Below are 19,683 nucleotides of genomic sequence, written 5' to 3' on the forward strand. Positions count from 1 at the left end.
GAAGCCACCAGACTGCGAAGAGAAGCGTGACCCGCGTGAACGAGCCCCGGCACAGGCTGCAATCCGAGCTTGACCCAACTGCCCGATTAGAGAAGCGGACTCTAAGAGATCGCCGGAAAGCAGACGTTACAAAGGGCCGCGCGGTACTCATTTCGCGCGACTTTAGGTTCGGCAGATCTGATTATGGCGTCCCCATTGGGCGATTGCTCAGCCGTGCAGAGCCGACGACTCCCTGACGCTTTAGGCCGGCAACAAGTCTCCGGGCAGCGACAAGGAGGCGAACTGGCTGCCTGCACCGGCCGGAACCTTCTCGCTCTACATCCGCGCCTATTGGGGCAAAGCGGGCATCCTCGACGGCTCCTGGAAGCCGCCAGTCATCCGCAAAGATCAACGCTACCGGCCCCGCTGGGATGGAACGAGCTTCTGCGTTACAGGGTAGCCTAGCATGCTGCATATCAACGGCCGGCCCGCCTCGTCACAAGCCCGTGACTTTGCCCGCCTCGGCCGCCTGGAAGGACCTGCCTGCTCGCCCGGCCACGGCCAGCGACCCCTTCCCCGAGAGCGGGGAGATGGGTGAGCGTATCCGGGTATTCGACTGGAGCGGCACGGCGCTGGGCCCCATCACGGCCTGGTCGAACTCGCTGATGTTCGTCACGCGGATGATGCTCTCGTCGAAGCAGCCGATGTGCTTCTTCTGGGGGGCAGACCTGACGATGCTCTACAACGACGGCTACCGGTCGATGCTGGGCAAGCGCGAGCCGACCGCCTTGGGGCAATCCTTCGCCGAAGCCTGGTCCAACGTTTGGGAGGACGTGCTGCCGATCACCCGGTCGGCTCTGTCGGGCGTCGGCGTGCGGGTCGAGGAACGCCCCCTCACCATGACCCGCAACGGCGAGCCGGAGGAGACCTTCTGGACGTTCGCCTACACTCCGCTGCACGACGACGACGGTATGGTGCGGGGACTGATCAACACGACGCAGGATGTGACCGCCTCGGTCATGGACAAGCGAGCGCTCGCGAAGGCGGCCGTCGACGCCGAGACAATGCTGGAGGAGCAGCGGCAGAGCAATCGCCAGCGGCTCATCCTCCAGCGCGAGCTGGCTCACCGGATGAAGAACACCCTGGCGATCGTCCAGGCGATCGTCTCGCAGACACTGAAGCATTCCGAGAGCGTCGAGGCCGCCGGCGAGCGCATCAGCGGTAGGCTCGCGGCCATGGCGAGCGCCCAGGACATCCTGACGGAGACCAATTGGAGCGCCGCCGACGTCGTCCATGTCGTCGAGAGCGCGCTGCGTCCGCACGTCGACGGCTCCAAGCGCGTCAAGGCCCTTGGGACCCAATGCCGAAATCTCCGAGCAGCAGGCGCTCGGCCTGTCCCTGGCGATCCACGAACTTGCGACTAACGCGATCAAGTACGGCGCCCTGTCGCTTCAGCGCGCCAGCGATCCCGCGGCGCTCGAGCTGAGGGCCTGACCGAGTTTCAATGACAGGCACTGGCCGCGCATGACGAAGTCACGCATGGCGACATCGATCCTGAGCGAGACGCTCTGCGAGAACTTGTGGATGTCGCCCCCGGCGGAAGTGGAACCCTGTTTGCCGACGCGCGCGGCAGGCACGTTGTCCTGTGTCCTGGAGGTCGCGCGTATCGAAGCCGAGCTTCACTCGACCGCGCTGCCCGGGAGCATGCCCGACGATGCTGCGACGCCCAGCGTCGAGCTTGGCACCGGGTCGGATGCCTCATCCGCACGCCCCTACCCAGTACTTTCGCGGCAACGTCGAAGCGGCGCTCAACGCTTGCATGACGTATACCGCCCGAACGGCAGAAAAATCGCCAAATAATTCGGGAAACCTCAGTCACATTACAAGTATCTCGTAACTCAATCGAGTGCCCCCGTGCATCACCTTGCCACTAGATTTTGGCCTGGCTGACGGGTAATGATTTTCTCTCATTTTATCTTTGATGTGAACCGGGAGGCAGGGCCGCGAGGTCCGTGATCGCAAATGATATTCGAATGGATGGCTGATCCCGCGGCTTGGGCGGGTCTGCTCACCCTGATCGTCCTCGAGATCGTCCTCGGCATCGACAATCTCGTCTTCATCGCGATCCTGGCCGACAAGCTGCCCGAACATCAGCGCGAAAAGGCCCGTATCATCGGCCTCTCGCTGGCGCTGCTCATGCGCCTGGTCCTGCTCGCATCCATCGCCTGGATCGTCACGCTGACGCAGCCGCTCTTCACCGCGCTCGGCACGGAGATTTCCTGGCGGGACGTCATCCTAATCGTCGGCGGCGTGTTCTTGATCTTCAAAGGCACGATGGAACTGCACGAGCGCCTGGAAGGCGATCACGGCAGCCAGCAGAAGGGGGTCGCCGACGCCGTGTTCTGGCAGGTCATTGCGCAGATCGTCGTGCTCGATGCGGTGTTCTCGCTCGATAGCGTGATCACCGCGGTCGGGATGGTGCGTGAGCTCTCGATCATGGTCATCGGCGTGATCGTCGCGATGGGCGTGATGCTCCTGGCCAGCAAGCCGCTTATGGCCTTCGTCTCCCGCCATCCGACCGTGGTGATCCTCTGCCTCGGCTTCCTGCTCATGATCGGCTTCAGCCTGGTCGTCGAAGGCCTCGGCTTCCACATCCCGAAGGGCTATCTCTACGCCGCTATCGGCTTCTCGATCCTGATCGAGGCCGCGAATCAGCTCGGACGGCGCAACGTGGTCCGGCGTGTTTCCACGATGGATCTACGCAGTCGTACGGCAGGTGCCGTACTCCGCCTCCTGCGCGGCGGGCAGGAGGACACGCGCTCGCCCGACGAAATGGCCGCTCTGGTCTCCAGCGACAGCGGTCAGCCGGCGTTCACGCCGCAGGAAAGCTCGATGATCGAGCGTGTGCTGACCCTGGCCGAACGTCCCGCTCGCGCCATCATGGTGCCGCGTGTCGATGTGCTGACCCTGCATGTCGAGGATTCACTCGACGACATCCTTCGCACCGTTCGTGACAGCGGGCGCTCGCGCTTCCCTCTGTTCCGTGGCGACGATGAAATCCTTGGCGTGCTTCACGCCAAGGATCTGCTCGCTCTCGGCGATCGGCCCGTCGACCTGACGGCTTTGGCGCGCGTGCCGGTCTACGTGATCGAGACGACGCCGATCCTCGGCTTGCTGGAGCAGTTCCAGGCCTCGTCGGTCCACATGGCGATGGTCATCGACGAGCACGGATCGTTCGAAGGCGTCGTCACACCGACGGATATCCTGATCGCGATCGCGGGTGATCTGCCCGAGCATGCCGGCGACGAGATTCCATACCTCGCCCAGGGTGAGGACGGCACCTGGGCGGTCGATGGGCGAACTCCGATCGATGAACTTGAGCAGGCTCTCCACACCGAGTTTGGCCGGACCGGCGATGCCACGACGGCTGCGGGTCTCGTGCTGACGAGCCTCGCCCGCCTGCCCGACCCTGGCGAGAGTGTCCAGATAGGCGAATGGGAGTTCGAGGTCGTCGAAGTCCTCAACCGAAGGATCGCGAACTTGCGGGTGAAGCCGCTCGTTGCGGCTTAAGGCATGAACACAGCACGGGGCAGTGCTCAATGCTACTCGGCAGCTTCCCGCATGTGCGGATGAAAGGAGCGTGCTGCATTGTCACGAGGTGGTCCATGACTGAAGCGATGCCGCCCGGCCCTGTTTCTGTCGACCCAACCAGAGCGCAGTCGCGCAGGCGGACAGGGTCAACAGGGCGATCGGGATCATCGCGTACGTGAAACTGCCAGTGGCGGAGCGGATGGCGCCAATCACATAAGTCGCACCGAACACCCCAACGTTGTTCAACGCATTGATTATGCCGATCGCCAGCGCGGACACCTTCTTCGGAAGCATTTCCGTCGCCATCGCCCAGAACGGCCCTTGATCACGGACGCAGCAACGATGATCAAGCACAGTACGGTGATCATCGCAGCGAGACCGTTGAGAGGAAGACAGCGATGTCGCTTGGACAGCCGTTCCCGACATCGGCAATGGCCTCGTTCGTGTCGATCAGCGGAAAGGCGAGAGGTTAGCGACATCGATGCCTTCATCGACAGGGCTCGCTCGCATGGTTGCCCGCTCTTGTTTCCCAAGACGGTCGTCGACGAAAATTATTTTCGTTGCCGAAATCGGTGACGGCGAAGGCAATCGGATTGCGCTACAAACCGTTTGATTGATCAGTGCGCTCCGCCGGACCCGTCAGGTCGAGCAGCGTCAGTTTCGGAAAGATGACCAATCTGAACGAAACAATTTCCCTGACTGGCCGCGGACCATAACCCAACAGTGCGCCTCCGCCAAACGCCGTTGCGAAGCGTCGGGCGAGATGCATCTCTCTTCAAGAGCGGTGTCCTGGATTCCTCGTCATGCTGATCAGCGTCAACGGCGTCAAACTCTTCGTCGATGTGGCGAACTTCGGCCTCGTGCCGGACAACGACGGCATGCGTGAGAAGCCGACGCTGCTGATGCTGCATGGCGGCCCCGGCGTCGACCACGCAATGTTCAAGGAGAGGCCTTCGCGTCGCTCACCGACATCGCCCGGGTCGTCTTCTACGACCATCGCGGCAACGGGCGCAGCGAAGGAGACGACCCTTCGACCTGGAACCTCGCCCAATGGGCCGACGACGTGAAGGGCCTCTGCGATGCGCTCGGCATCGTCAAGCCGATCGTCTGCGGGATGTCCTTCGGGGGCTTCGTCGCGCAGGCCTACGCGACCCGCTATCCCGACCATCCCGGCAAGCTGATCCTGCTCGGCACGGCTGCCAGGATCGATTTCGAGCGCGTCTTCGCCGCCTTCGCCCGGATCGGTGGTCCGGAGATCGGCGCCCTCGCCGAGAGCTACTGGACGAACCCGACCACGGAAGGCCGCGCTACCTACATCGAGCGATGCGTGCCCTTCTATCGCCATCGACGCGACCGGCCCTCGCGAGGCTTCTCGCGCTCAATCCTGAGGTCGGAGGTCGCGCTGCACTTCAACGGCCCCCGCAACGAGCATGGCCGGTTCGACTTCCACGGCGGTCTCGCCAACCTGGCATGCCCGGTCCTGCTGATGGCCGGCGCGGAAGACCCGATCGTCCCGATCGAATGCGCCGAGGCGACAGCGCGCTCCATCCCGTCTCACCTGCTGCGGTTCGAGCGCTTGCCCGGATGCGGGCACGTCATCCATCAGGACGATCCGGAATGCGTGTTCGATGCGATCCGGGCATTCATTGGGGACGAGCGATCGCTCGGGAAAGGGACTGGCGCGAAAGACCCTCAGGCCAAGGCGCGCGTCGAACTGCGCGCGATCACCGCGGCCAACGTCCGCAGCGTCTGCGATCTGCGGGTCGCCCTCGCGCAACGCCCGTACGTCGCTCCCGCCGCCTTGTCAGTGGCGCAGGCTCAATTCGATCCGACGGCGACCATCCAAGCGATCTACGCGCACGACGAGCCCGTCGGCCTCGTTCTGTGGCGCGCGGGCGACGATCCGGATTCGGCCTATCTGTGGCGTCTCATGGTCGACAGCAATCGGCAGAAGCAGGGCTATGGCCGGTTGGCGATCGAGATGGTTTGCGAGGAAATGCGCGCCCTCGGCTTCCACACGGTCGTTACCAGCGTCGTGAGAGGGCCGGAAGGTCCCTTGGGCTTCTACCTGGCTCTCGGCTTCGAGGAGGCGAACGAGACTTCGCGCAACGGCGAATGGCTTCTTCGGAAGCGGCTCTGAGCTGGATGGCGTGAGCCCCAGGCGAGCCCGGCAACGGTACCCGGCATTCGGGGTAAACTGGAACCGGTCCATAGAGCATTTCAAGTCGTACCCCGTTCTGGCACGCCGGTTGCTAGCTCCCAGTCAGATCCGCGCGAACCAACGCCGGGCTGCACAGGGGAGCTTTTTCATGTTGTCGAAGACCATCACGCGCGCCGGCCTGCTGGCGTTGGGAATTTCAACCGCACTCGTCACCGCAGCGTTCGGACAGGAAAAGGTCCTGCGCATCGGCATGACCGCCGCCGACATTCCACGCACTCATGGCCAACCGGACCAGGGCTTTGAGGGTAATCGCTTTACTGGCATCCCGATGTATGACGGTCTGACCAATTGGGACCTGTCCTCAGCCGAAAAGGCCAGCGTCGTCATTCCCGGGCTCGCCACCGAATGGGCGGTCGACGCCAACGACAAGACGAAGTGGGTATTCAAGCTGCGCCCCGGCGTGAAATTCCAGGACGGCTCGCCCTTCGATGCCGCAGCGGTGGTCTGGAACGTCGAGAAGGTGCTTAACAAAGAGGCAGCGCATTTTGCTGCCGACCAGGTAGGCGTAACCGTGTCGCGCATGCCGACGCTGAAGTCGGCGAAGGTCATCGACCCGCTGACCGTCGAGCTCACCACCTCCGAGCCCGACGCCTTCCTGCCGATCAACCTGACCAATCTCTACATGGCCTCGCCCAAGCACTGGGCCGCCAAGCTCGCGGCGGTTCCGGCTTCGGTCACGGATGCCGGCGAGCGCGCCAAGCAGGCCTGGGCGGCCTTCTCGGCCGATCCTTCGGGCACGGGGCCGTTCAAGGGCGTGCGGCTCGTGCCGCGCGAGCGCTTCGAGATGGTCGCCAACAAGGATTATTGGGACAAGGCGCGCGTGCCGAAGATCGACCGTGTCGTGCTGCTGCCGCTGCCGGAGGCGAATGCCCGGACTGCCGCGCTGCTCGCCGGTCAGGTCGACTGGATCGAGGCGCCGGCGCCGGACGCCGTGCCGCAGATCAAGCAGCGAGGCTTCGCCGTCCACACCAACGCCCAGCCGCATGTCTGGCCTTGGCAACTCTCCTTCGCCGAAGGCTCGGTCTGGCTCGACAAGAAGGTGCGCCACGCAGCCAATCTCTGCGTCAACCGGGCCGAGCTCAAGGAGCTGCTCGGCGGCCTGATGGAAATCCCGAAGGGCACGGTGCCGCCCGGCCATCCCTGGTGGGGCAATCCAAAATTCGACATCAAGTACGACCTCGAAGCCGCCAAGAAGCTGATGACCGAGGCCGGCTTCTCGGCCGCAAAGCCGGCTAAGGTGAAGGTGCTGACCTCGGCCTCGGGTTCCGGCCAGATGCAGCCGCTGCCGATGAACGAGTTCATGCAGCAGGCGCTGAAGGACTGCTATTTCGACGTCGCGCTCGAGGTCGGCGAGTGGAACGCGGTCTTCACCAACTGGCGCGAGGGCGCCAAGCACGCCAATGCCCGCGGGGCCAACGCCACCAACGTCACCTATGCTGCGATGGACCCGTTCTTCGCCATGGTCCGCTTCGTCTCGACCAAGACCTTCCCGCCGGTCTCGAACAACTGGGGCTATTTCGGCAACGAGGAGTTCGACAAGCTGATCGCCGACGCCCGCACCTCCTTCGACGGCACCGCCCGCGACGCGGCGCTCGCCAAGCTCCATGCCCGCATCGTCGAGGAAGCGCCCTTCGTCTGGGTGGCGCACGATGTCGGCCCGCGCGCGATGAGCGCCAAGGTCAAGGGCGTGGTCCAGCCGAAGAGCTGGTTCATCGATATCGCGCCGATGTCGATGGAATAGGCGAAGCATCGTTTCCGCCGCGAGTCATGGTCGGCCTTGTGCCGACCATTCACGTCTTCCTTCGGCGAGGGCGGTGTTCAAGGCTTGGATGCTCGCCACGAGGGCGAGCATGACGGAGGGGCTGCCTCGTCCCCGGTCCCCACGGCACTGGCACGTACCTTGCTGAGCTTGAAAGTCTTCCAATTCGGAGTTGTCGGATGATCCGTTCGGTCCTGGCCCTGACTCTGCTCGCAGGCGCCGCCCTCACGCCTCTCGCCGCCGCCGCCCAAGGCACCTTGCGCATCGGCATGACCGCCTCGGACATCCCGCTGACCACCGGCCAGACCGACCAGGGCGGCGAAGGCATGCGCTTCATGGGCTATACGATCTATGACGCGCTGATCAACTGGGACCTTTCCAGCGCCGACAAGCCCTCGGACCTCAAGCCGGGCCTCGCCACGGCCTGGGCGGTCGATGCCAGCGATAAGACGAAATGGGTCTTCACCCTGCGCGAGGGCGTGAAGTTTCACGACGGCTCCGAATTCACCGCCGAGGCGGTGGTCTGGAACCTCGACAAGCTGCTGAAGAACGACAGCCCGCAATTCGACCAGCGCCAGGCCGCACAGGGGCGCTCGCGCATTCCCGCGGTCGCCACCTACAAGGTACTCGACAAATACAAGGTCGAGATCACGACCAAATCGCCCGACGCGACGCTGCCCTACCAGGTCGCCTGGGTGATGATGTCCTCGCCGGCGCAGTGGGAGAAGCTCGGCAAGAACTGGGAAGCCTTCGCCAGGACCCCGTCCGGCACCGGCCCCTGGCAGCTCACCGCCTTTCAGCCGCGCGAGCGGGCCGAGCTCGCGCCGTTCAAGGATTACTGGGACAAGGCGCGCGTGCCCAAGCTCGAAAAGCTCGTGCTGCTACCGCTACCGGAGCCGAATGCGCGCGCCGCGGCGCTGCGCTCAGGCCAGGTCGACTGGATCGAGGCGCCCTCCCCGGATCTCGTGGCCTCGCTGAAGGGAGCGGGCTTCAAGATCGTCACCAACGCCTATCCGCACAACTGGACCTGGCACCTCTCGCGGACCGAGGGCTCACCCTGGAACGACATCCGCGTCCGCAAGGCGGCCAATCTCGCCATCGACCGCGAAGGCCTGAAGGAACTCCTCGGCGGGATGATGATCCCGGCCGAGGGCTTCTACCCGCCCGGGCACCAGTGGTTCGGCGACCCGAAATTCAAGCTGAAGCTCGACCAGGCCGAGGCGAAGAAGCTTTTGGCCGAGGCCGGTTACTCGCCCGAGAAGCCGCTGCAGACCCGCATCCTGATCTCGCCGTCCGGCTCCGGCCAGATGCAGCCGCTGCCGATGAACGAGTTCGTCCAGCAGAACCTCGCCGAAATCGGCATCAAGGTCGATTTCGAAGTGGTGGAGTGGAACACGCTGATCAACATCTGGCGGGCCGGCGCGAACCACGACTCGTCGCGCAAGGGCACCGGGATGAACTACACCTATTTCATCCAGGACCCGTTCACCGGGCTGATCCGGCACCTGCAATGCGATCTGAAGCCGCCGGCGGGCACCAACTGGGGCCTTTATTGCGACCCCGAGATGGACAAGCTGTTCGAGCAGATCCGCTCGACCTTCGACCCGGTCGAGCAAACCAGGATCCTGCAGAAGACGCATGAGAAATTCGTCGACGACGCGCTCTTCCTGATGGTGACGCACGACGTCAACCCGCGCGCCATGTCGCCCAAGGTGAACGGCTTCGTCCAGGCGCAGAACTGGTTCCAGGACTTCTCGCCGATCACGATGAGCAAGTGAGGCAAGGCATGGCTGCGCGCAGGACCGCCGTCATTCTCGGGCGCAGCGAAGCGCAGACCCGAGAATCTCATGACGAGAAGGTACTGGTTTCGGGGATGGTCGGGTCAAGCCCGACCATGACGGTGAAGCGCCTGCCATGCTGACCTACCTCGCCAAGCGCATCGTCTACATGCTGCCCGTCGCGCTGGGGGTCAGCCTGTTCTGCTTCCTGCTGGTGCATATCGCGCCGGGCGATCCGCTGACGTCGGTGCTGCCGCCCGATGCCTCCCAGCAGATGCAGGACGAACTGCGCAAGATCTACGGCTTCGACCGGCCGCTGCCGGTGCAGTTCGGCCTCTGGCTGTGGAAGGCGGTCCAGGGCGATCTCGGCACCTCGATCGCGACCGGGCGACCGGTCGCAGGCGAGGTCTGGCGCGCCGTCGGCAACACGCTGATGATCGCCGGGCTCGCCACCGTGATCGGCTTCGTGCTCGGCTGCTTCTTCGGCTTCGTCGCCGGCTATTTTCGCGGCTCCTTCCTCGACAAGTTCGCCTCGATGCTGGCGGTGCTCGGCGTTTCCGTGCCGCATTACTGGCTCGGCATGGTGCTGGTCATCGTGTTCTCGGTCCAGCTCGGATGGCTGCCGCCGGGCGGGGCCGGCCCGGGCGGCTCGGCCGACTGGAAATGGGACTGGGAGCATGTCAGCCACATGATCCTGCCGGCGGTCACCATGTCGGTGATCCCGATGGGCATCATCTCGCGCACCGTGCGTGCCCTCGTCGCCGACATCCTGAACCAGGAGTTCGTGCCGGCGCTGAGGGCCAAGGGCCTGATGGATTTCGGCGTATTCCGCCATGTCGTGAAGAACGCTGCGCCGACGGCGCTGGCCGTCATGGGCCTGCAGCTCGGCTACCTGCTCGGAGGCTCGATCCTGATCGAGACGGTGTTCTCCTGGCCGGGCACGGGCTTCCTGCTCGGCAACGCCATCTTCCAGCGCGACCTGCCGCTGCTGCAGGGCACGATCCTGGTGCTGGCGATGTTCTTCGTTGGCCTCAACGTGCTCGTCGACATCGTCCAGGGTCTGCTCGACCCACGTGTGAGGAGGCGCTGAGATGAGTGCGGTCACCGCGGCGAGCGCCCCCGCAACCACAAGCCCGCCGACGCCGGCGCGCTCGCCGGGCTACTGGTCGGGCGTCTGGCGTCGCTTCAAGACCGACAAGGTCGCGGTCTGCGCCGGCCTCGTCGTGCTGGCTATCATCCTGATGGCGATCTTTGCCGACTATATCGCCCCGGCCGACCCGACGCGTTCATCGATGCTGCGCCGCCTGCGGCCGATCGGCACGCCGGGCTATCCGCTCGGCGCCGACGAGCTCGGCCGCGACATGCTCTCGCGCCTTATCCACGGCGCGAGACTCTCGCTGTTCATGGGCGTGGTGCCAGTCTTCATCGCCTTCGTATTCGGCTCTGTGATCGGCGTTGCCGCCGGCTTCTTCGGCGGCAAGTTCAACACGATCACGATGCGCACCGTCGACGTGTTCTACGCGTTCCCGTCCGTGCTTCTGGCGATCGCCCTGTCCGGGGCGCTGGGCGCCGGCATCTTCAACTCGCTGCTTTCGCTGACCATCGTCTTCATCCCGCCGATCGCGCGCATCGCCGAGAGCGTCACCACGCAGGTGCGCTCGATGGACTATGTCGAGGCGGCGCGCGCGTCCGGCGCCAACGCCCTGACGATCATCCGCGTCCATGTCCTCGGCAACGTGCTGGGCCCGATCTTCGTCTACGCGACCAGCCTGATCTCGGTCTCGATGATCCTGGCCTCCGGCCTGTCCTTCCTCGGCCTCGGCACCAAGCCGCCGACGCCGGAATGGGGGCTGATGCTGAACACGCTGCGGACCGCGATTTATGTCCAACCCTGGGTCGCGGCGTTGCCGGGCGTCGCGATCTTCATCACCTCGATCTCGTTCAACCTGCTCTCGGACGGGCTGCGCTCGGCCATGGATGTGAAAGGCTGACCATGTCGCTGGCTCTCTATGTCGAGGACGGCTCCGATCGCGGCGGCGCCGGCACGCCGTTGCTGGAAGCTCGCGCGCTGACCAAGCACTTCCCACTCGGGCGCGGCGCCGTGGTGCGTGCCGTGGACGGCGTCGATTTCCAGGTGCGGAAGGGCGAGACGCTCGGCGTGGTCGGCGAATCCGGCTGCGGCAAGTCGACCACCGCCCGCGTGGTGATGCAGCTCATCCCCCAGGATGCCGGCCAGATGCTGTTCGACGGCGAGGCGGTCGGCAGCGCGGCGCTCTCGCTCAAGGACTATCGCCGCCAGGCGCAGATGGTTTTCCAGGACAGCTATGCCTCGCTCAACCCGCGGCTGACCATCGAGGATTCGATCGCCTTCGGCCCGACCGTCCACGGTGTCCCGAAAAGCGGCGCCATTGCCCGCGCCCGCGACCTGCTCGCCCGCGTCGGGCTCGATCCGGAGCGCTTCGCGGCGCGCTATCCGCATGAGCTTTCCGGCGGGCAGCGCCAGCGCGTCAACATCGCCCGCGCGCTCGCGCTCGGACCGCGCCTCGTCATTCTCGACGAGGCCGTCTCGGCGCTCGACAAATCGGTCGAGGCACAGGTGCTCAACCTGCTGATGGATCTGCGCGAGGAATTCGGGCTGACCTACATCTTCATCAGCCACGACCTCAACGTCGTCCGCTTCATCAGCGACCGCGTCATGGTGATGTATCTCGGCGAGGTCGTGGAGATCGGGCCGGTCGACGAGCTCTACGAGGATCCGCGCCACCCCTATACCAGCGCGCTGCTCTCGGCGATGCCGTCCATGGACCCGGACAACCGGACGATGGAGGCACCGCTCGCCGGCGACCCGCCGAACCCGATCAACCCGCCGGAGGGCTGCCGCTTCCACCCACGCTGCCCGCAGGCGCAGACCGTCTGCGCCAAGGTCAAGCCGGCGCTGACCCCGACCGGCCCGGGGGCGCGGCTTGCCGCCTGCCATATGGAAATCCCCGGCTCGGGCCATAGCTGCGCACCGATACTGGAGGACGCGGCATGAACACCCCTCTCGTAGCGATGGAGAACGTCACGGTGCGCTTCCGCGGCGCCCAGACCGTCCATGCCGTCAACGGCGTGACGCTGACGCTGGAGCCCGGCAAGGTGCTCGGCATCCTCGGTGAATCCGGCTCCGGCAAGAGCGTGACGCTGAAGACGCTGCTGAGGCTGCTGCCGGAGAGCCGCACCGATATCGGCGGCTCCGTCATGGTCGATGGCAGGGACGTGCTGGCGCTCGGCCCGCAGGAGCTGGCAGACTATCGCGGCCGCGTCACCTCGATGATCTTCCAGGACCCGATGCTGGCGCTCGATCCGGTTTATACGGTCGGCGAGCAGATCGCCGAGGCGATCACGCGGCACGAGAAGATCAGCCGGCGCGAGGCGATGCAGCGCGCGCTCGAACTCCTTCAGCTCGTCCGCATTCCCTCGCCGGAGCGCAGGCTGAAGGCCTATCCGCACGAAATGTCGGGCGGCATGCGCCAGCGCGCCATGATCGCGCTCGCGCTCGCAGCGCGCCCGAAGCTCCTGCTCGCCGACGAGCCGACGACGGCGCTCGACGCGACCGTACAGATCCAGATCCTGCTGCTGCTGCGCCAGCTCCAGCGCGACATGGGCATGGGCATGCTCTTCGTCACCCACGACATCGGCGTCGCCGTCGAGGTCTCGGACCGGCTCGCCGTGATGTATGCAGGCCAGATCGTCGAGACCGGCACGGTGCGCGAGCTGATCAGCGACCCGCAGCACCCCTATACAAAGGGGCTGCTCGCCGCGAACCTGCACGGCGCCAGGAAAGGCGAGCGGCTCGAGGCCATTCCCGGAGCGCCGCCGGCGCTGAACGAGGCGCCCTCCTCCTGCTCCTTCGCGCCACGCTGTCGCCAGGCCGTCGAGGCCTGCCAAGACGGCTTGCCGCCGGTGGTGACGCTGGGCGAAGGTCGCATCGTGCGCTGCGTCAGGACCGAGGCCGCGCTGCAGCCGGCCTGAGCGCGATTCGTCGAGCTATTCTCGGAGCTTACTTGCGTATCCTTGTCCTTAATCCCAACACCAGCCCGGAGATGACGGCTCTGGTGCTGCGTGTTCTGGCCCCGCTAACGCCGGCCGATGTCGAGCTGCGCCCGGCGACCGGTCGCTTCGGCGCACGCTACATCTCCAGCCGCAGCGCCGGCGCGATCGCGGGCCACGCAGCGCTCGACGCCTATGCCGAGCATGGCAGCGATTGCGACGCGGTCTACCTCGCCTGTTTCGGCGACCCCGGCCTGATGGCGCTGAAGGAACTGGCGAGCGTTCCGGTGGTAGGGATGGCCGAGGCGGCCTGCCGGCAGGCCGCCGATCGCGGCGGACGCTTTTCGATCGTCACCGGCGGCGAGCGCTGGGGGCCGATCCTCACCGAGTTCGTCACCTCGCTTGGCCTCGGCACCAGCCTTGCCGCCGTCGAGACGGTGGCGCCGACCGGCGGCGACATCGCCAGCGACCCGGAAGGATCGACCGCGCTTTTGGCCCAAGCCTGCCGGCGGACGGCGGAGCGCGACGGCGCCGGCGCGGTTGTCCTCGGCGGCGCCGGCCTTGCCGGGCTTGCGGAACGCGTGCAGCCCCATGTCAATGTCCCGGTGATCTGCTCGACGAAGGCCGGCTTCGCCGCCGTGCTCGCGGCCGTGCGGAACCCATCGCCCAAGCCATCGGCCGGTGACCTCGCGCGGCCAGCGCCCGTGGCGAGCACCGGCCTCTCCGATCGCCTCGCCCGCGTGCTGGGATAAGGCCAAGATCGCCTTCCCTACGAAGACGCCGGAAAGCAGACCTCCGGAGAGCCAGCTTCGGCCGGGTCTCCCCCTTTCAGAACCTGACGGCGAGGTTTGCCTTGAAGGCGTGGTCCTGGGCGCCGGTTCCGCCGGCACCGACAGCGGAAGACCCACCCACGCCGCCGGAACCGCCCGCACCGCGTGTGATCGTTGCCGTCGCGGTATAGATCTGGGATATGCCAAGGAGCATGGCACCCGCGCCGCCGCCACCGCCGCTACCATTTCCGGAGCCCCTGACGCCACCACCGCTGCCGCCTAGGCCGAGCGACGCGCCGCCCGCTCCGCCTGCGCCTGTGGCACCGCAGCCCGTGCCGGCCATCGGTCCGGAGGCGTGGTTGCCGTCCGGGCAGGCGGCCATCGCCCCGGGCTATCCGATCAGCAGGAGAAGCTGCAGCGCGGTGCCGGCGAGCAGCGTGGCTTTGAGCGGACGAAAGGGATAGCGCATGGTCAATCTCATCCGGCAAAGCGTTCCGTGCCCTTCCGGCGCGGCATCAGGACCTATCGAAAGGTGGATCACGAAACAACCGTCGGCGCAAAGCTCGCCTAGAACAGCTTCGACCTTTACATCACGCTGGCCCCTTCGCTTACGCCGAGCTGATACGATCGACCGCATCGACTCATCTCATCGATACGGTCACTTCGACCGACCAGCACAGAAACCAAAGAGGCATAGCGGGTCTTTCTGACCTGCGCGGATAGCGGTGCCGGCGAGCTTGGCGGCACGGCTCCCTCAAGAGCGGCCTGCGCCCGCAAGACATCCTTCCTCTAGGAAATGCTTGCCTACGGTCGCTTCTCGTCGCGGCGACATCCTTCGGGAGCAGCTTCTTGAGGCGGGCGCTCTCATCCTCAAGGCTCTTCAGCAGGCGCGCGTCCGACACGTCCATCCCGCCATAGTGCATGAACCGTGAGGGGCGCATCGTCCGTCTCCATGAACGACGGATTCCCATCAAATCTGGAGGACGATCAGGGTCTCAGGTCACGATCTCAGGCCGCCAACGCTCAGCGGCCTTGAAATGAAATCATACTGACGTCGATCGTCCGTGCGCGGAATCCTGCTTCGCAATAGCAGAGATAGAAATCCCACATACGGCGAAACGGCTCGTCGAAGCCGAGTGGCGCGATATCGGACCAGCGCTCCAGAAAGCGCCGACGCCACTCCTTCAGGGTCAAAGCATAGCTCGCACCAAAGTCGAGTTGCTCGACCACGGCAAAACCTGCCCTTTCGGTTTCGTCCGCCAATGCCGGGATAGATGGCAGGCAGCCGCCGGGAAAGATGTAGCGCTGGATGAAATCGGTGCCTTGCCGATAGGCTTCAAACGCCCTGTGGTCGATCGTGATCGCCTGCAGCACGGCCCGACCGCCGGGCCGGAGCGAACGGCGCAATGTCGCGAAGTAGGACGGCCAGTACGCCCGTCCGACCGCCTCGATCATCTCGATCGAGACGATGCGATCGAACTGGCCAGAGATGTCCCGATAATCCTGCAGATGCAGGCTGATGCGATCGCCGAGGCCGGCCTCGGCAACGCGCCGCTGCGCCGCGTCCAACTGTGCCGGCGACAGAGTGATTGCGGTCACGCGGCAGCCTTCGCGGGCCAGCCGTTCGGCCAGTGCACCCCAGCCGCAGCCGATCTCGAGAACATGCTCGCCGCCAGACAGACCAAGCATGGCAACGATCCTGTCGAGCCTACGCTGCTGCGCTGCCTCGAGCGTCTCCGTCGGCGCTTCATAGAGGGCCGAGGAGTACATCATGCTGTCGTCGAGCCACTGGCCGTAGAAGTCGTTGCCGAGATCATAATGCGCCATGATGTTGCGGCGACTGCCCGCGCGGGTATTGGCGTTGAGCACATGCCGGAGGCGATTGAGCATACGCACCGGCCACGCGCCGGAGATCAGCCTGCGCAATGTGGCGTCGTTACGGGCGCCGAGTTCGATTAGCGCTGTGAGATCCGGCGTGGCGAGATCGCCGGCGATGTAGGCTTCGGCCAGTCCGATATCGCCCTCGAGCAGAAGGCGGCGCATCGCCCGCCAGTTCTTCAGGATCAGCGTGGCCTGGGGACCTGATGCGGAACTCCCGCTATGGAGACGCCTGCCTTCGGGCGTGACGATCGTCAAATGGCCGACGGCGATGCGTGCGAGCAGGCGACGCAAGAACCAGCGCGAGAGACCGATGCCACGCGGCAGCGCAAGCGAGGGCTCGGCCATCTGGAGCTGCTGTTCGGTCTCGCGCCGGCTCATGGCTGCATCGATCCTGTGTCATGAGACGTGACGGCACTACCCGGGCTGAACGGACGTTCCGGTGGTGCGGGGTGCGTCCGCCACGGAATGCGCTTCGCCAACAAACGCAGCGCGTGCCAGTGGATGGCGGCGGTGACCTTCAGCGTGAGCAGTGGATGGGTCGCCAGCAGCCGCAGCAGGGCTGCATCACTCAGCTCCGCCCGTTTCCCGCTCATATTGGCGACGATCAGGCGTCCTGCGGCGTCATAGCCTTCGATCGCGATCGAAACACGCTCTTCGGGATGCACGACCTGGAAGCAATAGCGCATCTGAAGCGCCATGAAGGGCGAGACGTGGAAGAGCTTGCGGGCCTCCTGCCGCAGCGGCGCTGCGGCGGCATCAGCGGGCGCGACATAGCTGTGGATCTCGCCGAAGGTGTTGTGCACCTCATAGACGGTGGCGCAGAGGCCGCCGTCGCGGCGATAGCAGAAATAGGTGCTGATCGGATTGAAGGCGTATCCGAGGATGCGCGGCATGGTCAGCAGCCTGATCGGGCCGCCATCATGCGCGATCCCGGCGTCCGTCAAGGCTGCCTCGATCTGCGGCCGCAAGGGTCTGCCGCTGCGATCCCCATAATCCGCGTCGCGAAAAGCGTAGAGATTGAAGCGGTTGCGTGAGAACAGGGTAAGCGTTGCGGCGAGGCCGTCGATCTCGTCGAGGTCAAGCAGCATCCAGAAGACGCGATAGGCCAGCGAATGCGGCTTCGGGCGGAACCTGTGGTGCCGCACCCGTCCGACGTAAAGAGCAGAATGCCAGCTCATGCGGCCTGATCCTGTCGCGCAGGGATTGGGATGCGCCCTGACTCGTCCTGTACGCGCCAGGGACGGCGCATGCCGCCGAGCGTTTCGGCGACCGCGAGCCCGGCCTGCAGGCCGTCCTCATGGAAGCCCGCGCCGAAATACGCGCCGCAGAACCAACTGCGCCGCACGCCTTGCAGCGACCAGAGCCGCGCCTGCGCGCCGAGAGCCGCCGCATCGAATAACGGATGCTCGTAGGTTTCCTCGTGGAGGATGGTGTCCTCACGCGGCATGTCGGGCGGATTGAGCGTCACGAAGAGTGGTCGGTCTGCCGGCAGTGCCTGAAGGCGGTTCATCCAGTAGGTGACGGCGCAGGAGGCCTCGGGCCGGCTGCGATCTCCGATATGGTTCCAGCTTGCCCAGGCTCGCCGGCGGCGAGGCATCAAGGATGCGTCGCCATGCAGCACCGCGCGGTTGCGGCTGTATCGGAAGGCGCCGAGCGCCTCAGACTCCGCTGTGGCGGGATCGGCCAGCATGGCCAGCGTCTGGTCGGCATGGGTGGCGAAGACGACCTCGTCGAAGCGTTCGCTCCAGCCATCGCCCAGAAGCACGACCTCGTTCGGCCCACGGCTGACCTGCCTCACCGGCGTGTCGGTCCTGACCGTACCAGAAAAGGCGTCGCGCAATCTCTGGACATAGACGGCACTGCCGCCGGTCACGGTACGCCAGACCGGTCGATCGGTGAGCTGGAGCAGCCCATGATTATGATGAAACCGCAGGAATGCGGCTGCAGGGTAGGACAGGATTTCCGCACAGGGCGCCGACCAGATCGCCGCAGCCATCGGCAGCAGGTGGTCGTCCCTGAATGCGGCGCCATAGCGGCCGGCTGCGAGGTAGTCACCCAGCGACACGTCGACCGGGTCGCCGGTCAAGATATCGTTCGAAGCGTTCCGATAGAACCGGGCGATGTCCTGCAGCATCGCCCAGAAGCGCGGGCGGACCAGATTGCTGCGCTGGGCAAACAACCCAGCGACGCTGGTGCCACTGTACTCGAGACGTCCTCCATCAAGCGATACGGCAAAGGACATCTCGGTCGGCTGCGTCGCGACGCCAAGATGCTCCATCAACGCGATGAAGTTCGGATAGGTCGCTTCGTTGTAGACGATGAAGCCGGTGTCGACCGCTATGCCTGCGCCATCACCGTCGAGACGAACCGTGTTCGCGTGTCCGCCGATCCGTGGGGCGGCCTCGAACAGCACGACATCATGCGCTTGCCCAAGCATCCAGGCAGCCGAGAGGCCGGAAATGCCGGCGCCGACCACGGCGATCCTCATCGCCTTTCCCCGCGCCCGCTCCATTGCTGCAGCTCCATCGATCATGATCGATATACGGAGCGCAAGCCGAACTGGATTTGCAGCATGCTCGCCAAAAAATAGGCCGGCGGAGTGACCCGCAGGCAGGCCGCCTGCGTAAGCGGAGAAGCAGACAGAATTTCGCGAGGATCGAACGATGTCGGTGAACGGGCTGAAACGGGCTGTCGCGGCGATAGCGACCTATGCCGCGCATCCCGACCCGCGAGCGGCAATCGCCAACACCGTCGCGCTTGTCATCGTTTCGAATCAGCCCTTCTATCCGCTCTATCTTTGTTGGGCGGTTTCGCCGGTCATTTCGCCGTCCTATGTCACGTTCCTATCGACGCCGCTTTTTGCTGCCGTCCCGGCCGTCATGCGGCGCAACGTGCGTCTCGGGCGTTCGCTGCTGCTGAGCGCCGGCATCGGCAACACGCTGCTCTGCCGCATCGCTTTCGGTGCCGGATCGGGGGTCGAAGTCTTCCTGTTTCCCTGCCTCGTGCTCGCCCTGCTGCTGTTTCGCCGTTCCGAGCGCAGCTTTGCCCTCGTCTTCGCAGGCATGACGTTCGCTGCCTATCTGCTGCCGGCCGAGACACTGGGTCCACCGCTGCACATTTACGAGCCGGAGGAATACCTGGCCTTGCAGCGCCTGAATTTTCTGAGCGCGGCATCGTTGACCGTGCTGATCGGCTGGCTGTTCGCCGCGCGCCTCGACACGATTCCACACTCCGATGAAACCGGCGGCGCCTGCGAAACGTAGATGCAAGGTCATCACCGAAAGGACATCGCCATGAGCCGTCTCCTGCGGGCTGTCGCCTTTGCCTCGTTTTGGACTGCGAGCGCGTCAGCTACGGATATCGATGGCACATGGCTGCGCGACGACGGCAATGCGCGTGTACGCATCGCGCCTTGCGGCGACAAAATCTGCGCTACCAATCTCTGGATCGGCGACACCAGCAAGGGCGAAGCTGCTGGCGACAAGCTCATTCTAACATTAGCGCGCCAGGCCGACGGAACCTACTCCGGGACGGCCTTCGATCCCAAGCGCGATAAGACGTTTTCGATGACGATCACGGCCAGGTCTGGCGCGTTAACCACCCGCGGCTGCATCGTGGGAGGCCTGCTTTGCCGCGACGTCAACTGGAAGGCCGCACAGTGATGCCCGCCGACGT

General features: G+C 65.1%; 20 protein-coding genes and 1 pseudogene. 14 read left to right on the forward strand and 7 right to left on the reverse strand.

Going from position 1 to position 19,683, the window contains the following annotated elements; translation table 11 throughout:
- Positions 1-220: 220 nt before the first annotated feature.
- A pseudogene (locus tag ASE63_RS28540) lies at positions 221-439 on the forward strand (DUF1214 domain-containing protein); the annotation flags it as partial.
- Between the two features lie 130 nt (positions 440-569).
- Entirely contained in the window at positions 570-1,403 is an 834-nt protein-coding gene (locus tag ASE63_RS19375; protein WP_210169325.1) for an HWE histidine kinase domain-containing protein, read from the forward strand.
- Positions 1,404-1,430: 27 nt separating this feature from the next.
- Here the strand turns inward: ASE63_RS19375 and ASE63_RS19380 are convergent, their stop codons facing one another.
- Positions 1,431-1,616, reverse strand: coding sequence for a hypothetical protein (locus ASE63_RS19380; protein ID WP_056805121.1), 186 nt, complete (start codon positions 1,614-1,616; stop codon positions 1,431-1,433).
- A gap of 400 nt (positions 1,617-2,016) precedes the next feature.
- On the opposite strand from ASE63_RS19380, the gene ASE63_RS19385 reads away from it, so the two are divergent.
- Complete coding sequence (locus tag ASE63_RS19385; RefSeq protein WP_244491463.1) at positions 2,017-3,549, forward strand: TerC family protein; 1,533 nt, start codon at positions 2,017-2,019, stop codon at positions 3,547-3,549.
- A gap of 81 nt (positions 3,550-3,630) precedes the next feature.
- Here the strand turns inward: ASE63_RS19385 and ASE63_RS19390 are convergent, their stop codons facing one another.
- Positions 3,631-3,864, reverse strand: coding sequence for a hypothetical protein (locus tag ASE63_RS19390; protein ID WP_156410482.1), 234 nt, complete (start codon positions 3,862-3,864; stop codon positions 3,631-3,633).
- 509 nt (positions 3,865-4,373) lie between these two features.
- Here ASE63_RS19390 and ASE63_RS19395 point away from each other — a divergent pair.
- From ASE63_RS19395 to ASE63_RS19435, 9 genes are all read left to right on the forward strand, one after another.
- Complete coding sequence (locus ASE63_RS19395; protein ID WP_056805130.1) at positions 4,374-4,637, forward strand: hypothetical protein; 264 nt, start codon at positions 4,374-4,376, stop codon at positions 4,635-4,637.
- Positions 4,541-5,710: an alpha/beta fold hydrolase gene (locus tag ASE63_RS19400; protein WP_244491465.1), complete on the forward strand. Its 1,170-nt coding sequence runs from the start codon at positions 4,541-4,543 to the stop codon at positions 5,708-5,710. Before ASE63_RS19395 ends, ASE63_RS19400 begins: the two co-directional genes overlap by 97 nt.
- Before the next feature lie 169 nt (positions 5,711-5,879).
- Positions 5,880-7,532 (forward strand): ABC transporter substrate-binding protein, encoded by a 1,653-nt coding sequence (locus ASE63_RS19405; protein WP_082610131.1) that lies wholly within the window; start codon positions 5,880-5,882, stop codon positions 7,530-7,532.
- Between the two features lie 197 nt (positions 7,533-7,729).
- Entirely contained in the window at positions 7,730-9,328 is a 1,599-nt protein-coding gene (locus ASE63_RS19410; RefSeq protein WP_056805136.1) for an ABC transporter substrate-binding protein, read from the forward strand.
- A 136-nt stretch (positions 9,329-9,464) separates the two neighbouring features.
- Entirely contained in the window at positions 9,465-10,418 is a 954-nt protein-coding gene (locus ASE63_RS19415; protein WP_056805139.1) for an ABC transporter permease, read from the forward strand.
- A 1-nt stretch (position 10,419) separates the two neighbouring features.
- On the forward strand, positions 10,420-11,319 hold the full coding sequence (locus ASE63_RS19420; RefSeq protein ID WP_056805143.1) for an ABC transporter permease: 900 nt from the start codon (positions 10,420-10,422) through the stop codon (positions 11,317-11,319).
- Between the two features lie 2 nt (positions 11,320-11,321).
- Positions 11,322-12,362, forward strand: a complete 1,041-nt coding sequence (locus ASE63_RS19425) for an ABC transporter ATP-binding protein (protein WP_056805146.1) — start codon at positions 11,322-11,324, stop codon at positions 12,360-12,362.
- Positions 12,359-13,339, forward strand: coding sequence for an ABC transporter ATP-binding protein (locus tag ASE63_RS19430; RefSeq protein WP_056805149.1), 981 nt, complete (start codon positions 12,359-12,361; stop codon positions 13,337-13,339). The genes ASE63_RS19425 and ASE63_RS19430 overlap by 4 nt, the downstream gene beginning before the upstream one ends.
- 32 nt (positions 13,340-13,371) lie before the next feature.
- Positions 13,372-14,109, forward strand: coding sequence for an aspartate/glutamate racemase family protein (locus tag ASE63_RS19435; protein ID WP_056805152.1), 738 nt, complete (start codon positions 13,372-13,374; stop codon positions 14,107-14,109).
- A gap of 76 nt (positions 14,110-14,185) precedes the next feature.
- Here ASE63_RS19435 and ASE63_RS19440 read toward each other — a convergent pair whose 3' ends face one another.
- From ASE63_RS19440 to ASE63_RS19455, 5 genes are all read right to left on the reverse strand, one after another.
- Positions 14,186-14,509 carry a hypothetical protein gene (locus ASE63_RS19440; protein ID WP_056805155.1) on the reverse strand — a complete coding sequence of 108 codons (324 nt, stop codon included), beginning with the start codon at positions 14,507-14,509 and terminating at the stop codon, positions 14,186-14,188.
- A gap of 9 nt (positions 14,510-14,518) precedes the next feature.
- Entirely contained in the window at positions 14,519-14,764 is a 246-nt protein-coding gene (locus tag ASE63_RS27480) for a hypothetical protein (RefSeq protein WP_156410483.1), read from the reverse strand.
- 386 nt (positions 14,765-15,150) lie between these two features.
- A complete protein-coding gene (locus ASE63_RS19445) occupies positions 15,151-16,353 on the reverse strand; it encodes a cyclopropane-fatty-acyl-phospholipid synthase family protein (protein WP_056805188.1) in 1,203 nt (400 codons plus the stop codon).
- Between the two features lie 29 nt (positions 16,354-16,382).
- Positions 16,383-17,186 carry a DUF1365 domain-containing protein gene (locus ASE63_RS19450; protein WP_056805158.1) on the reverse strand — a complete coding sequence of 268 codons (804 nt, stop codon included), beginning with the start codon at positions 17,184-17,186 and terminating at the stop codon, positions 16,383-16,385.
- A complete protein-coding gene (locus ASE63_RS19455; RefSeq protein WP_056805161.1) occupies positions 17,183-18,520 on the reverse strand; it encodes an NAD(P)/FAD-dependent oxidoreductase in 1,338 nt (445 codons plus the stop codon). The genes ASE63_RS19450 and ASE63_RS19455 overlap by 4 nt, the downstream gene beginning before the upstream one ends.
- A gap of 151 nt (positions 18,521-18,671) precedes the next feature.
- Between ASE63_RS19455 and ASE63_RS19460 the strand changes: the two genes are divergently transcribed.
- Complete coding sequence (locus tag ASE63_RS19460) at positions 18,672-19,271, forward strand: hypothetical protein (protein WP_056805165.1); 600 nt, start codon at positions 18,672-18,674, stop codon at positions 19,269-19,271.
- 30 nt (positions 19,272-19,301) lie between these two features.
- Complete coding sequence (locus ASE63_RS19465; RefSeq protein ID WP_056805196.1) at positions 19,302-19,670, forward strand: DUF2147 domain-containing protein; 369 nt, start codon at positions 19,302-19,304, stop codon at positions 19,668-19,670.
- The last annotated feature ends 13 nt before the right edge of the window (positions 19,671-19,683 follow it).

This window comes from Allobosea sp. Root381 (genome assembly GCF_001429395.1).
Taxonomy (GTDB): Bacteria; Pseudomonadota; Alphaproteobacteria; order Rhizobiales; family Beijerinckiaceae; genus Allobosea.

What these genes read in the sequence shown, in the direction of transcription:
- ASE63_RS19410 (WP_056805136.1), top strand. Translation starts at nt 7,730, where the DNA reads ATGATCCGTTCGGTCCTGGCCCTGACTCTGCTCGCAGGCGCCGCCCTC.
- ASE63_RS19420 (WP_056805143.1), top strand. Translation starts at nt 10,420, where the DNA reads ATGAGTGCGGTCACCGCGGCGAGCGCCCCCGCAACCACAAGCCCGCCG.
- ASE63_RS19425 (WP_056805146.1), top strand. Translation starts at nt 11,322, where the DNA reads ATGTCGCTGGCTCTCTATGTCGAGGACGGCTCCGATCGCGGCGGCGCC.
- ASE63_RS19375 (WP_210169325.1), top strand. Translation starts at nt 570, where the DNA reads ATGGGTGAGCGTATCCGGGTATTCGACTGGAGCGGCACGGCGCTGGGC.
- ASE63_RS19390 (WP_156410482.1), bottom strand. Translation starts at nt 3,864, where the DNA reads ATGCTTCCGAAGAAGGTGTCCGCGCTGGCGATCGGCATAATCAATGCG.
- ASE63_RS19430 (WP_056805149.1), top strand. Translation starts at nt 12,359, where the DNA reads ATGAACACCCCTCTCGTAGCGATGGAGAACGTCACGGTGCGCTTCCGC.
- ASE63_RS19405 (WP_082610131.1), top strand. Translation starts at nt 5,880, where the DNA reads ATGTTGTCGAAGACCATCACGCGCGCCGGCCTGCTGGCGTTGGGAATT.
- ASE63_RS19460 (WP_056805165.1), top strand. Translation starts at nt 18,672, where the DNA reads ATGTCGGTGAACGGGCTGAAACGGGCTGTCGCGGCGATAGCGACCTAT.
- ASE63_RS27480 (WP_156410483.1), bottom strand. Translation starts at nt 14,764, where the DNA reads ATGCGGTCGATCGTATCAGCTCGGCGTAAGCGAAGGGGCCAGCGTGAT.
- ASE63_RS19415 (WP_056805139.1), top strand. Translation starts at nt 9,465, where the DNA reads ATGCTGACCTACCTCGCCAAGCGCATCGTCTACATGCTGCCCGTCGCG.
- ASE63_RS19455 (WP_056805161.1), bottom strand. Translation starts at nt 18,520, where the DNA reads ATGGAGCGGGCGCGGGGAAAGGCGATGAGGATCGCCGTGGTCGGCGCC.
- ASE63_RS19395 (WP_056805130.1), top strand. Translation starts at nt 4,374, where the DNA reads ATGCTGATCAGCGTCAACGGCGTCAAACTCTTCGTCGATGTGGCGAAC.
- ASE63_RS19385 (WP_244491463.1), top strand. Translation starts at nt 2,017, where the DNA reads ATGGCTGATCCCGCGGCTTGGGCGGGTCTGCTCACCCTGATCGTCCTC.
- ASE63_RS19465 (WP_056805196.1), top strand. Translation starts at nt 19,302, where the DNA reads ATGAGCCGTCTCCTGCGGGCTGTCGCCTTTGCCTCGTTTTGGACTGCG.
- ASE63_RS19445 (WP_056805188.1), bottom strand. Translation starts at nt 16,353, where the DNA reads ATGGCCGAGCCCTCGCTTGCGCTGCCGCGTGGCATCGGTCTCTCGCGC.
- ASE63_RS19450 (WP_056805158.1), bottom strand. Translation starts at nt 17,186, where the DNA reads ATGAGCTGGCATTCTGCTCTTTACGTCGGACGGGTGCGGCACCACAGG.
- ASE63_RS19440 (WP_056805155.1), bottom strand. Translation starts at nt 14,509, where the DNA reads ATGGCCGCCTGCCCGGACGGCAACCACGCCTCCGGACCGATGGCCGGC.